The 14,349-nt window shown below is 40.0% G+C and carries 7 protein-coding genes; 4 read left to right on the top strand and 3 right to left on the bottom strand.

What is annotated here, in order from left to right; translation table 11 throughout:
• Nucleotides 1-34 precede the first annotated feature (34 nt).
• Nucleotides 35-2,668: a TRAP transporter permease gene (locus BKK54_RS02895; protein WP_077541339.1), complete on the bottom strand. Its 2,634-nt coding sequence runs from the start codon at nt 2,666-2,668 to the stop codon at nt 35-37.
• Nucleotides 2,669-2,744: 76 nt separating this feature from the next.
• Nucleotides 2,745-3,707, bottom strand: a complete 963-nt coding sequence (locus BKK54_RS02900; RefSeq protein WP_077541342.1) for a TAXI family TRAP transporter solute-binding subunit — start codon at nt 3,705-3,707, stop codon at nt 2,745-2,747.
• A gap of 960 nt (nt 3,708-4,667) precedes the next feature.
• On the opposite strand from BKK54_RS02900, the gene gyrB reads away from it, so the two are divergent.
• The 4 genes from gyrB (at nt 4,668) to BKK54_RS02920 (ending at nt 13,025) form a co-directional block, all read left to right on the top strand.
• Nucleotides 4,668-7,091, top strand: coding sequence for a DNA topoisomerase (ATP-hydrolyzing) subunit B (gene gyrB / locus BKK54_RS02905; protein WP_077541344.1), 2,424 nt, complete (start codon nt 4,668-4,670; stop codon nt 7,089-7,091).
• Nucleotides 7,092-7,278: 187 nt separating this feature from the next.
• Nucleotides 7,279-9,555, top strand: coding sequence for a TonB-dependent hemoglobin/transferrin/lactoferrin family receptor (locus tag BKK54_RS02910; RefSeq protein WP_244153091.1), 2,277 nt, complete (start codon nt 7,279-7,281; stop codon nt 9,553-9,555).
• A gap of 73 nt (nt 9,556-9,628) precedes the next feature.
• Nucleotides 9,629-11,374, top strand: a complete 1,746-nt coding sequence (locus tag BKK54_RS02915) for an ABC transporter ATP-binding protein/permease (protein ID WP_077541346.1) — start codon at nt 9,629-9,631, stop codon at nt 11,372-11,374.
• Nucleotides 11,367-13,025 carry an amino acid ABC transporter ATP-binding/permease protein gene (locus BKK54_RS02920; protein ID WP_077541348.1) on the top strand — a complete coding sequence of 553 codons (1,659 nt, stop codon included), beginning with the start codon at nt 11,367-11,369 and terminating at the stop codon, nt 13,023-13,025. Before BKK54_RS02915 ends, BKK54_RS02920 begins: the two co-directional genes overlap by 8 nt.
• Nucleotides 13,026-13,066: 41 nt before the next feature.
• Here the strand turns inward: BKK54_RS02920 and BKK54_RS02925 are convergent, their stop codons facing one another.
• Nucleotides 13,067-14,299 (bottom strand): aromatic amino acid transporter, encoded by a 1,233-nt coding sequence (locus BKK54_RS02925; protein ID WP_077541350.1) that lies wholly within the window; start codon nt 14,297-14,299, stop codon nt 13,067-13,069.
• Nucleotides 14,300-14,349: the final 50 nt, after the last annotated feature.

Below are 14,349 nucleotides of genomic sequence, written 5' to 3' on the forward strand. Positions count from 1 at the left end.
ATCAAAATATATTCAAAAATGACCGCACTTTTCATTAAGATTTTGCTCTTCGCCGCTGATTCCAGCCGACAAAAGCGATAATTAACAATCCCGGAATAAACATCCATTCTTTGGCTAATGAAACAAGCGGTAAAGAAATATCAATGATGGTTTGATCCCAATTCAATCCTGCTTTTGCTGCCGGAGAATCCGTTTCCACCATATCAATCACGACTTTATCTATTTGTTTTCCGTCCACCTCAATTTTTTCCTGCGTATGCAATAGGGTTAAACCGAGATTTTGCAAACGTTGTTCACCCGTTTCTCCCTGCGGTACGGAAAGTTGCGAGTAAAATTCGATTTGTTTACCGTAAGGATTCATTCCCGATACCTTGAGCAACAGATTTTGCCCGGCCGGTGTTTTTTCCAGCTCTTGTACTAAATATGACGGCTCAATATGATGAGATGTTGGTGATACATATTCCATAAAAAAGCCCGGTCGGAAAATGACAAATGCACCCAAAATTAATAGTGCCGTTTCCCACCATTTGTTTTTCACAAAGAAATGATTCATCGTTGCTGCGGTAAATGCCAATATAGCCAATGTTGAAACCACCGCGACTAGGGTTCCTTTTACCCAACCAACATCCAGTAACAATAAATCCGTATTAAAAATAAACAAGAAAGGAAGAATTGCCGTACGCAGGCTATAAAAGAACGCGATCATTCCGGTTTTTATCGGATTTCCGCCCGAAACTGCGGCAGCGGCAAACGAGGCTAATCCCACAGGGGGTGTTACATCCGCCATAATGCCGAAATAGAACACGAATAAATGCACGGCGATGAGTGGCACAATCAACCCGTTTTGTTTGCCGACTTCAACGATAACCAATGCCATTAATGAGGAAACAACAATATAGTTAGCGGTTGTCGGTAATCCCATTCCCAAAATCAAACTGAATATGGCGACGAGAATCAGCATTAATAAAATATTGCCCATCGACAACACTTCAATAATCCCCGATAGCTGTACGCCGAATCCGGTTAAAGAAACAACGCCGACGATAATTCCGGCGGTTGCCGTTGCAATGCCGATACCAATCATATTTCTCGCCCCTGTTTCTAACCCGTCGATTAAGGTTTTTACACCTTCAATGAAAAGCGAGGAGTTAATCGGTTGCTTACGGAAATAATGTAGCAGCGGTTTTTGTGTGAGTAAAATCACCGCAAGCGCCATTGTTCCCCAGAATGCGGAAAGCCCCGGCGATAACATTTCCACCATTAAACACCAAATTAATACCACGACGGGAATGAGAAAATGCAGCCCAGCATTCACCGTCGGTTTGGCTGACGGCAGTGCGACCATCGGCGCATTAGGATCATCGACTTCCAAATCAGGAAATGTTGCCACTCGGTGGATAAGTAATAAATAAACCGCTGTAAGCAATGCGCAAACAATCAGGAAAGCATAATTCGGTGCAACGGTTTTAATCCACCCCAAACCAAAATGAACCACGCCGGTTAAGCCGATGACGACTAAAAGTGCGGTCAAAATTTTTAATAAAACGATCAAAATCGGATTAGGTGGATCGGTTCTTGGTAAACCTTGTAAATTCATTTTTAAGGCTTCCAAATGAACGATATAGACCAAGGCAATATATGAAATTAATGCCGGTAATGCCGCGTGGGTGATTAATTGGCTATATGGCATATTCACATATTCAATCATCAAAAAGGCGGCAGCACCCATAACCGGTGGCATAATCTGCCCATTTACGGAGGAGGCGACTTCAACCGCGCCTGCTTTTTCGGCGGAAAAGCCGACCCGTTTCATCATCGGAATAGTAAATGTTCCCGTCGTTACCACATTGGCAATAGATGAACCGGAAATTAATCCGGTTAAGCCTGAGGATACGACAGCTGCTTTCGCCGGGCCACCGCGTAAATGCCCTAAATAGGCAAAGGCGGTTTTGATAAAATAGTTGCCCGCACCAGCTTTATCCAGTAACGCACCGAATAAGACAAATAAAAACACATATTTCGTGGAAACGCCCAATGCCACGCCAAATACGCCCTCTGTGGTTACCCATTGCTGATTGACTATTTGAGAAAGTGAGCCTGAACGGTGGCTGATAATCCAATCTGTCGGTAAAAATTGTCCGAAATAGTTATACAGTAAAAAGACGGAAGCGATAATAACCAAAGGTAATCCTAAACTACGCCGACAAGCCTCCAGTAGCAAAATAATCCCTAAACAGCCGGCGATAATATCCGATGTATTGGGTGCGCCGAAACGGGTAACTAATCCCTCGTAAAAGAAAATATAATATGCCCCTAAAAATGCGCCTAAAACGGCAAACAACCAATCTTGATAAGGAACACGGTGTTTTGGAGAAGCGGCAAACGCCGGAAATGCCAAGTAAGCCAGAAATAGAGCAAAAGCTAAGTGAATGGAACGCGCTTTGGTATCATCAACTACCACATTCCATTCCCAACCCCAACTGCGGATCACTTCTTGCAACCAAAAGGGAAATGGCGAGGTGTAATAAAGCTGGAAGATTGACCACAAAATAGCCGTAACAATAATTAGATTTTTGGTTAAGCCTTTTGGATTTCGTCCTCCCGCATCATTAGATGCAACCATATCTTGCAGATCGTCATAATCCGATTTTTCAGATTTTACCGACATAAAACCTCCGAAAATAAATATTACCGATTAAAACAGGAAAGGCAGGATAACACCTGCCTAAATTTAATATGCTCGGCTATTTTAACCAGCCTTTTTCTTTGTAATAACGTACTGCGCCTTCATGTAATGGTGCGGATAGCGCATTTTTGATCATCTCTTCCTGTTTTAAATGAGCAAATGCCGGATGGAGACGTTTAAAGCGATCAAAATTGTCGAAAACGGCTTTAACAATGGCATAAACACTGTCCTCATCCACATCGGAGGAGGTGACTAAGGTCGCATACACCCCAAAGGTATCCACCGGATTATCTGTGCCTTTATACAAACCGCCCGGAATGGTTGCTTTCGCATAATACGGATTATCAGCAACCAATTTGTCAATTTCCGTACCGGTAATAGGCACTAAATGCGCATTGCACGAAGCCGCCGCTTCTTTTAACGCCCCATTCGGATGACCGACATTATAAGTAATTGCATCTAAATTGTTATCACACATTACCGACGCCATTTCTGCCGGTTTTAATTCTGACGCGACTTTAAATTCTTTATCCGTCCAACCTTTCGCGGCTAAAATCACATTCATTGTTGCCCGCGTACCAGAACCCGGATCGCCCACATTGACACGTTTTCCTTTTAAATCATCAAATTGTTGAATCCCCGAATCGTCGCGGGCCATTAGCGTAAAAGGTTCAGGGTGAATAGAAAAAACAGCACGTAATTTATCATTTTTCTTGCCTGCAAATGAACTTGTGCCGTTATAAGCGTGATATTGCCAATCGGATTGGGCGATCCCCATTTCCATTTGATTTGCCGCAATCGCATTCAAATTGGCAACAGACGCACCGGTAGAAGGGGCATTACACTTAATTTGGGTTTTTGCCGTATCGCGGTTTACTAATTGGCAAATGGATTGACCCACCACATAATAAACACCGGTTTGTCCACCGGTGCCGATGGTGACAAATTTTTCTGCGGCTTGAGCAGAGAATACGCCCATTGCTAATAATGCAGCAAGAGAAAGAGTGGAATATTTTTTCATTGTAAAGCCCTCTTATCGTGGATTGTAGAAAATTTAGTAAGATGTTGTGTTATTTTTATTCAATAACCCTGACAACATATACTTGTGCGCCAATATGCGCAATCGTTTTCTTTCAAAAATATGAGGTATTTCACATTTTTTTAACATGAAAAATACAATTTATCTCTAAAAGTTCATTTCTATTAGAGAAAAAAGTCATTGGTCATACTGTTACAGTCCACCTTACCGGTATTTTTATCTTATTTATAGAAATCACCACACCTGTTATTGAAACCTATGATCTATGCCCAAATCGGTTATTTAGTGATTCTTTTGCACGAAAGTTTAGCTGTGCAATTTGTTAGAGCCTTAGATGAAAAATTCTTGCTCCTGAGTTTAATAAATTAGCATAGCAAGGATTGTTATTTGAAAAATTGGAGAAATGAATAGTGAATCAAAAAGTTATTATGAGATTTTATAATAGTGGATATGAGATTAGATTGCGATAATAACAGCCTGTTCATTCTTGTTGGCCAGTCTGTGAAACCTGTCATACAGGTAAAGAGAGCTATTTTCATCCGTTTGAACAAACTTCAGAACCTGATTAGGTTTTATTCATTAAATTAGTATAACTGATAGCCAGTTACAAAGGGACTGACCCGCAAATTTCCTACATCGCTCAGCTGTATATGAAAGGCATAAAATGGAGTGTGCAAAAAGTCGGGGAAGAAGAAAGTAAACCGACTTGGCTGACACGGTTCAGGATCGCGAAGAAACCATTTGCGAAGCTATCGATCTAACCTATCACCTCACTGTTTTATTGGCAGATGTGATCGGTAAATTGAAAGAATATCATACGGGATAATTTTCACCTCAAGGAACTGCTTTTTAGAATAAGAGCCTTTTTGGTTATTATTCGCTAATTAGCCCATTTTTTGCTATAATCCCGCCCAATTTTCATTTACAAAATAGAGATTAATTATGTCAGAAACGACCACAACCGATAACTATGGTGCATCCAGCATTAAAGTATTAAAAGGGCTTGATGCCGTCCGTAAACGCCCAGGGATGTATATTGGTGATACCGATGATGGCACGGGATTACATCATATGGTATTTGAAGTGGTGGATAATGCGATTGATGAAGCATTGGCAGGTCATTGTTCTGACATTATTGTCACTATTCACGATGATAACTCTGTTTCTGTTCAAGATGATGGGCGTGGTATTCCGGTGGATATTCACCCTGAAGAAGGGGTTTCAGCAGCGGAAGTGATTATGACGGTGCTTCACGCAGGCGGTAAATTCGATGATAACTCTTATAAAGTATCAGGTGGTTTGCACGGCGTGGGGGTATCGGTCGTTAATGCGCTTTCTGACAAATTACAGCTTACTATTCGCCGTCAAGGTCATGTGCATGAACAGTTCTATCATTTAGGTGAACCGCAAGCGCCATTAGCCGTGATTGGTGATACTGATGTCAGTGGTACGACCGTGCGTTTCTGGCCAAGTCCAGATATTTTTGCCATCACAACCTTTGATTACAAAATTCTGGCAAAACGTTTACGTGAGCTTTCATTTTTGAATTCTGGCGTATCCATTCGTTTGGTCGATAAACGTGATGGTACGGAAGATCATTTCCACTACGAAGGTGGAATTCAAGCCTTTGTTGAATATTTAAACAAAAATAAAAACCCGATTCATCCAAAACCTTTTTACTTCACTGCAGAAAAAGACGGCATTGGTGTGGAAGTAGCGTTACAATGGAACGATGGCGTGAATGAAAACGTCTATTGTTTTACCAATAATATTCCACAACGTGATGGTGGTACTCATTTAGCCGGTTTCCGTGGCGCATTAACCCGTAGCCTGAACAGTTATATGGAAAATGAAGGTTTATTGAAAAAAGAAAAAGTTGCAACTTCAGGCGATGATGCTCGTGAAGGTTTAGTGGCGATTATTTCTGTGAAAGTGCCTGACCCAAAATTTTCTTCGCAAACGAAAGATAAATTAGTTTCTTCTGAAGTGAAGAGTGCAGTGGAATCGGCAATGAATGAGAAAATGCAGGAATATCTATTGGAAAATCCTGCCGATGCGAAAATCATTGTTAATCAAATTATTATGGCGGCAAGGGCTCGTGAAGCAGCACGTAAAGCCCGTGAGATGACACGCCGTAAAGGGGCATTGGATATTGCCGGGCTACCGGGTAAACTTGCGGACTGTCAAGAAAAAGACCCTGCGCTTTCAGAACTTTACCTAGTGGAGGGGGATTCCGCAGGGGGGTCGGCAAAAGTGGGACGAGATCGTAAAACCCAAGCTATTTTGCCGTTAAAGGGAAAGATTCTCAATGTTGAGAAAGCTCGTTTTGACAAAATGCTTTCTTCTCAAGAAGTGGGAACATTGATTACTGCATTGGGTTGTGGTATCGGGCGTGATGAATATAACCCGGATAAATTGCGTTACCACCATATCATTATTATGACTGATGCGGATGTGGATGGCTCACATATTCGCACCCTTTTACTCACCTTTTTCTATCGCCAAATGCCGGAGCTTATTGAGCGTGGTTATGTGTATATTGCCCAGCCACCCCTTTATAAAGTGAAAAAAGGCAAACAAGAGCGTTACATTAAAGATGCAGAGGAAATGGAGCAATATGAACTAACCCTTGCGCTTGATGGTGCAGCGTTGCATATCAGTGAAAACGCGCCGGCAATGAATAGCCTTGTTTTTGAAAAATTGGTGGCGGAATATAACAGCGTACAAAAATTAATTGTGCGTTTAAGTCGTCATTATCCAATGCCATTATTACAAGGATTAATTTATCAAGTTCCGCTTACTATTGAGATGATGCGTAACGAAAGTGCGGTTGAAAATTGGGGTAAATCTTTTATTCAACAACTGGAAGAAAAAGAAACCGAAGCTCATCAATATACGATGCGTACCCAATTTAATGCTGAACGTCAGATTTATGAAGCCATCATTACTGTGCGTAAACACGGCATAGATAGCGATTACTTCATTAACTTTGATTTCGTGAGCGGTAATGAATATGCGAAAATTATTTCACTTAATAATCAATTAAATGGTTTATTAGAGGACGGAGCCTATGTTGCACGTGGTGAAAAAGTACAGCCGGTACGCACCTTTGAACAAGCCGTAGAATGGTTAGTGAAAGAATCTCGTAAAGGTTTGGAAGTGCAACGCTACAAAGGACTAGGTGAAATGAACGCTGATCAGCTTTGGGAAACAACGATGGATCCAAATGCTCGCCGTATGCTGAAAGTATCTATTAAAGATGCTGTTGCAGCAGATCAACTTTTCACCACCTTAATGGGCGATGAAGTGGAGCCACGCCGTGAGTTCATTGAATTAAATGCATTAAGAGCAAATCTCGACATTTAATCAAAAAAACAGGAAAAAATGACCGCACTTTTATTCTTATAGGGTGCGGTTTTTTTGATAAAGATCACAAAATGAAAATTATTCTCAATTGAATCTGTTTTTATTTAATTTCATTCTTTATAATCATTCTCATTTAAATAATGATGAGAAAATGATGATGAGAAAACATAAGCTATTGTTTATTAGTATGTCTTTACTAAGCGCTAATTTATCAAATGCGGAAGAGATATTAGATGAAATTAGAGTTCAAGATGAACTGGTTTCAACCCGTCAAACCCAATCCTCAGTAATTCACAAAAATGCAGAAACTATTCAAAAAGAGTTGATTCGCGATACTCGAGATTTAGTTCGTTATACCTCCGATGTTGGTATTAGTGATAACGGTCGTTTTTTGAAAGGTTTTTCTATTCGAGGTGTTGAAGGGAACCGAGTTGGCATAAGCATTGATGGTATTAATTTACCGGATAGCGAAGAAAATTCTTTATATGCCCGTTATGGCAACTTTAATAGTTCACGTTTATCTATTGATTCCGAATTAGTTCGTGAGATTGACATCGTTAGAGGCGCAGATGCATTTAACTCAGGAAGCGGTGCGTTAGGTGGCGTTGTGGCTTATCGTACACTTGAAGCAATTGATATAGTTAAGCCCGGCAAAAAATTTGGTGCGCTATTACGTGGTGGCTATGCTGGAAAAAATAGTGAATGGGTTCGTACCTTTGGCATAGGTTATGTTGGTGATAAGTTTGATGCATTACTTATGTATTCCCAACGTACGGGTCATGAAATGAAAAGTAATGGTGATGGGGATTTATATTACCACAGTGAAAGTCAGCACCCCGATCCGTCAACACATCGTTTTCATAGTTATTTAGCGAAATTAGGTTATCAGATTAATGATCATCATCGGATTGCTTTTGCGATAAATGGTCAAAAAGGAAACCGTTATACGGATGAACGTAGTTATACGCTTTATGGCGGCGCTTGGCGCGAAGCGGATGATCAAAATAAACGCTACAATATTAATTTGAATTATACCTATGCTCCCGAATCAAATTGGTTGGCTTTTGCGAAACTGGATTTGGATTATCAAAAAACGGATCTTGCAACAGTTAATTATAAAGGTGGTTCTAACTGGTTAACGAAAGAAAAAGAACTTGATGAAATTTTTGACAGAAGAATGAAAACCGAGTTTAAACGTGCAAATCTAGAATTTGAAAGTCTGGCGTTTAATTTATTGGGAGAGCATACGCTCACGTTAAAAAGTTATATCAGTGAACGTGAATTTAAAAATATTAACCACGATAGAATCGGCATTGGGAAAAATTATGAAAGCGATGATTGGTACACGATTCAACGTCCGGTTAAAACAACAATGTATGGCGTTTCTTTAAAAGATCACATTGTATGGAATCCTATTTTTTCTTCTGATTTAGGTATTCGTTATGATTATGCCAAATTAAAACCTAAAGCGCTTAATGCACAATGTTCTAAAGCTTGTTTGGAAGGCGGAGAACTGAACTCAAGTAGTTTTGCGAATTGGAGCGGTTTTATTGGATTAAATGCTCAGGTTACGGAAATATGGAAACTAGGTTATCAGCTCTCCACCGGTTATCGTATTCCAACGGCATCGGAAATGTATTTCACTTTTCAAAATGCTTATGGTTCTTGGCGGGCAAATCCGGATTTAAAATCAGAACGTAGCGTTAGCCATACCATTTTCGCCCAATCCCGTAGTGATGTAGGGTTATTTGATGTCAGTGTTTATCGGTCCCTCTATCACAATTTCTTATTTGAACAAGAAAGTGTTATCACCTCTTATTCCTATGGGAAAAAATTTCAGAGTTTGGAACAACAAATGGTTAATGTTGATCGCGCGCGAGTGAGTGGCATTGAAATAAAAACCCACTTAAATTTAGATCAAGTTGCTTCATTTATTCCAAAAGGATTTAAATTTTATGGTTCATTAGGTTATAGCAAAGGTAAACTTTCAAACGGAACCGATTTACTCTCTATCCAACCAATAAAAACCGTATTTGGGTTAGATTATGAAGATCCGAACGGGAAATGGGGAATCTTTAGCCGTTTCACTTATTTAGGCGGTAAAAAAGCAAAAGATGCAAAAACGATTCAAAATAATCGATATTGTGTTCGAGAAGAATTTGATTATTGGTTCGGCACTTCTATCTGCAAAGAGCATGATTTTAAACAAGAAATTGTGACTTACAAATATCTCAATAAATCCGCTTTTATTACCGATTTATTCGGTTATTACAACCCAACGGATAGCATTACGTTAAGTGCGGGTGTTTATAACCTATTTGATAAAAAATACCACGCTTGGGATGCGTTACGGGGAATTAATGCGCATAGCACGACAAATGCCGTTGACCGTAACGGTTATGGGCTTCAACGTTTCTACGCACCGGGCAGAAACTTTGCCGCTTCCGTTGAGATTCGTTTCTAGTATTTTTTAAATCGTTATACCGAAAGTACGCATTTTATTAGGCGTACTTATTTTCGTTTTAGGAGTAATCGTTATGATGATAGATAAACGCCTGATTAATACCGTGGCGGAGAGCAAAAAATGGATTGCCGTTACCGTCCTTTGGAACTGGCTTGCTTTGGTTGGAGGGATTGTTACGGCGGTAGTATTTTCATATATCCTACAGGCCTCATTTTTAGGCGATCTTCGCATACCAAGTGCGGTTGGTTTAGGTGCAATTTTGCTGGCTGCACTTGCTCTGCGAGTATTTGCCGGTAAAAAATCCGTACAAGCATCTTATTTTGCCAGCACAAGGGTAAAACATGAATTACGCAGTTTGATTTATCGTAAACTGGCGGGAATGCCGCTGAATCAAGTCAATCAACAATCTACTTCGAGTATTATTCAGGTTGCCTCAGAAGGTGTGGAGCAATTAGAAATCTATTTTGGGCGTTATTTACCCCAGTTATTTTATAGCTTGCTTGCCCCCCTCACCTTATTCTTTTTCTTGGTCTTTTTTAATGCACCGACTGCGTTAATTTTGTTGGTATGCGTACCGCTTATCCCAATGTCTATTATTGCTGTGAATAAAATCGCTAAAAAACTCTTGGCAAAATATTGGGCGATCTATGTCGGGCTGGGAAGTAGTTTTTTAGATAATTTACAGGGTTTGATTACACTAAAAATCTATCAAGATGACGGCTATAAAGCCAAACAAATGGATGCGGAAGCAGAACAATTTCGCACTATTACAATGAAAGTGCTAACTATGCAGCTCAATTCCGTTTCATTAATGGATTTGCTTGCCTATGGCGGTGCAGCGGTGGGAATTTTAACCGCACTTTTGCAATATCAGGAAACGCAAATCAGTATTTTTGGTGTAATTTTGTTTATTTTGCTCGCCTCTGAATTTTTTATTCCTTTGCGCTTATTGGGTTCTTTTTTCCACGTGGCAATGAATGGCAAAGCCGCCTCTGATAAAATTTTTACCTTACTTGATACACCGGTCGAAGCACAACAAAGTGCGGTTAGTTTTACGGAAAAAAATAATATGCAAGTAGAAATACAAGATTTACATTTTGCCTATTCCCCTGAAAAAACGGCTATTCAGGGCTTGGATTTAATGATTCATCCAAATCGACTTACTATGTTTGTAGGGAAAAGCGGTTGCGGAAAATCCACATTGGTTTCTTTGTTGATGGGTTTTCACAAGCCGCAACAAGGGGCAATTTTGTTTAATGGACAAAATGCCTTTGAAATTGACCGCACTTCTTTCTATGAAAATGTTTCATTGGTGAGTCATAGCAGCTACCTGTTTAAAGGTACATTGCGTGAAAATATGCTAATGGCAAAAAACAGTGCTACTGATGAGCAAATTTATCAATGTTTGGAACAGGTCAATTTAGCTGATTTTGTGCGTGAAAATGGCGGTTTGGCGATGCCTTTATTAAGTCGGGGGGCAAATTTATCAGGAGGACAAATTCAGCGTTTAGCCTTGGCTCGGGCATTGCTACATAATGCGATGCTTTACATTTTTGATGAGGCTACCAGCAATATTGATGTAGAAAGTGAAGAAGTGATTTTGAAATTTATCCAACAATTTAAACAACACAAAACCATTGTGATGATTTCCCACCGCCTTGCTAATGCCGTAAATGCGGATTGCATTTATGTATTGGATAAAGGCAGATTGATTGAACAAGGCACACATACCTCGTTAATGGCAGAAAATGGGGTTTATGCGGAAATGTTCCAACAACAAAAATCTTTAGAGCAAATTAGAGAGGTGGCAAATGCGTAAGAATGGATTTTTAGTGATGTGGCAGTTACTCCGGTTAGTAAAACCCCTCGCACATATTATGCTATTTACTATCACAATGGGGATACTTGGTTTTTTAAGTGCAATTTTTATTATGGTTCTGGGGGCGATGGGATTGACGCATTTGCTCGGTTTTGACGGGCATTTAAATTTAACCCAAATTTTGACCGCACTTATTGCCCTTGCTGTTGCCCGTGGGATTTTGCGTTACTTAGAACAAATGTCTGGTCATTATATTGCCTTTAAATTGTTGGCATTATTGCGTGATAAAGTCTTTTCCGCCTTGCGCCGTCTGGCATTTGTGAAATTGCAGGATAAACAAGCCGGGCAACTTGTCTCACTGGTAACCAATGATATTGAATTACTTGAAGTATTTTATGCTCACACCATTGCGCCGATTATGATCGCCTTTTTTACCTCAGCGATCTTAGTTGCGGTATTTGCCCATCTTTCCCTGTGGTTTGCCTTAGTCGCATTCGTGGGATATTTTTGTATTGGCGTGGTTTTACCGATCATCACCACCCGATTAGCCCGTGAAGACGGCAGACAATATCGCGAACTGGTAGGTGAAATGAATGATTTTTTCCTCGACAGTATTCGTGGTATGAAAGAAATTCAGCTTTTCGGTTATGAGCAGAATCGTTTAGAGGAAATCCAACAGCGTAGCCAAGCCATTGATAAGGTTTTTCGTAAAATTAAAGATCAAGAAAGCAAAGTGCGGGTTTATACGGAAATTGCGGTTTCCGTATTCAATATCATTATTTTATTTGTCGGTTTGATTTTATTCAGCTTGAATAAACTGGATTTTGCCGGTTTTTTAATCGGAGTAATTTTATTGATGTCGAGTTACGGCCCGGTTATTGCCTTGAGTAATCTTTCCAGTAATTTATTACAAACGTTGGCATCCGGTGAGCGGGTATTAAGTTTGTTGGCGGAACAGCCTGCATTAAAAGAGGTAGAAAGTGCGGTCAATTTAGAGAGTGTTTCTGAAATTGGTGTAGCAAACCTGAATTTTGCTTATGGTAACGAACAAATTCTGACAGACATTAATTTGCAGTTACACAAGGGACAAATTTTAGGTATTCATGGCAGAAGCGGTAGCGGAAAAAGCACGTTATTGAAGCTTTTAATGCGTTTTTACGATCCGCAACAAGGAAAAATTTGCATAAACGGTACAATGCTTGCTGATATTAATACGGCGAGCCTGCGTGACAATATGGCGTATATTACTCAACAAACCTATATTTTTAATGACACGATTGAAGAAAATATTCGCCTTGCACACCGTTCTGCGACGCAAGAACAAATTATTGAAGCCGCTAAGCAGGCATCAATTCACGATTTCATTATGAGTTTACCGGAAGGTTATCAAACCAAAATGACGGAGTTAGGCGGTAATCTTTCTGATGGAGAAAAACAACGCATTGGTATTGCCCGTGCTTTTTTACACAATGCCCCAATCATTTTACTGGACGAGCCAACGAGTAATTTGGATAGTTTAAACGAAGCAATTATTTTACAATCGTTGCGCAACGTTAAGGCGGATAAACTGATTATTCTTGTCAGCCATCGCCAATCTACGGTGGCAATTTGCGATCAGGTTATTCGAATAGAAAGCGGACGGATGTCGTAAAAAAGTGCGGTTGAAAATGACCGCACTTTTTTATTGCTAAATTAACCTCTAAAGTGAGGCAGATAATTAAACATCGCTAAAAAATGGGTGATGGCAACAAATACACCAAATAAAGCGGTGAAAATAATTAATCCGTTTCCCCCGACAACGTGAAATCCTGCCGTATGGTGGCGTTTTCTTGATTTGTAAACCAAAAGTGCCGGAATAATGCAAGTCCAAATCGTTGCTACCGCACCGGCATAACCAATGGCTTTCAAGAAGCCCAATGGAAATAGGATCGACATAATGAGGGGTGGAAAGAAGGTCGCAATCCAAGATTTTGTACGTCCGCTTTTGCTGTCATCAAATTTAAAGAAATCGGCAAGATAATCAAATACGCCTAATCCTACGCCAATAAAGGAAGATAAAATGGCAGCGATGGAAAACGCATTAATCATTTGTTTAACCGTATTTGATTCAATAACATTACCGAGGGTATTCAGTAATACATCTAAATTTCCGCCACTCTCCAGAATAGGCGCAAACTGATCCCGAGGAAGATTGCCAAAAATCACAAAAACCCAAATGAGATAAAGTGTCAGGGCAATTCCCGTTCCTCCTAAAATGGCATATTTTGCTTTCCGTTCTTCGCCATAATATGCGCGCATACTACAAACAGAGTGATGATAACCAAAGGAAGTTAAAGCAACCGGAAACATCCCAATCGCATATTTTGCATAATCGCCCTCTTTTCCGCCAATATCAAAAAGATTGTCAAAAGAAATATTGATGGCTAACCCAGAGATACTAATAACAAAAGTGAGCCCCATAAATACAATAAGCAATACGGAAATGCGATCTACAATACGGGTGGAATGCCAAACAAAATACGAAAAGATTAATACGAATACAGTCGAACAAATAGCTAATCCGAAAGAACCTAAGTTAATCCATGGTTTAATTAAGTTTTCTATGATGCCGCCGGAGGCGGTGGTATAAGCATAAAGTAAGATCCCTCCTACGAAATAGATGGCAAGATTATTAATCGCATTAATGGTGGAACCCAACATATCTTTCGTGACGGTACTAAATGACGCTCTTAAATCATAGGTGGAGTAGGCTTCAAGTAATAACCAGCCTGATAATGTCATGAGTATCATCGTTAAACAAATTGCGACAGCAGACCATATTGTCCATGCGCCTGCACCCGAGGTCGGTAATCCAAGCATTCCGGCACCCACACAAACGCTGGCAATAATACAGGAACCACCGAAAATGGAAGGTTGTTTTTTCATATTGAATCCTTATCAATAACAATGTATTGAAATAAGTCTTAGAGAAAAAA

Origin of the sequence: Rodentibacter genomosp. 1 (assembly GCF_001999285.1) — a bacterium.
Classification (GTDB): Bacteria; Pseudomonadota; Gammaproteobacteria; order Enterobacterales; family Pasteurellaceae; genus Rodentibacter.

Coding starts and splice junctions, on each gene's coding strand:
- BKK54_RS02900 (WP_077541342.1), bottom strand. CDS start 3,707: ATGAAAAAATATTCCACTCTTTCTCTTGCTGCATTATTAGCAATGGGC.
- gyrB (WP_077541344.1), top strand. CDS start 4,668: ATGTCAGAAACGACCACAACCGATAACTATGGTGCATCCAGCATTAAA.
- BKK54_RS02895 (WP_077541339.1), bottom strand. CDS start 2,668: ATGTCGGTAAAATCTGAAAAATCGGATTATGACGATCTGCAAGATATG.
- BKK54_RS02925 (WP_077541350.1), bottom strand. CDS start 14,299: ATGAAAAAACAACCTTCCATTTTCGGTGGTTCCTGTATTATTGCCAGC.
- BKK54_RS02910 (WP_244153091.1), top strand. CDS start 7,279: ATGTCTTTACTAAGCGCTAATTTATCAAATGCGGAAGAGATATTAGAT.
- BKK54_RS02915 (WP_077541346.1), top strand. CDS start 9,629: ATGATGATAGATAAACGCCTGATTAATACCGTGGCGGAGAGCAAAAAA.
- BKK54_RS02920 (WP_077541348.1), top strand. CDS start 11,367: ATGCGTAAGAATGGATTTTTAGTGATGTGGCAGTTACTCCGGTTAGTA.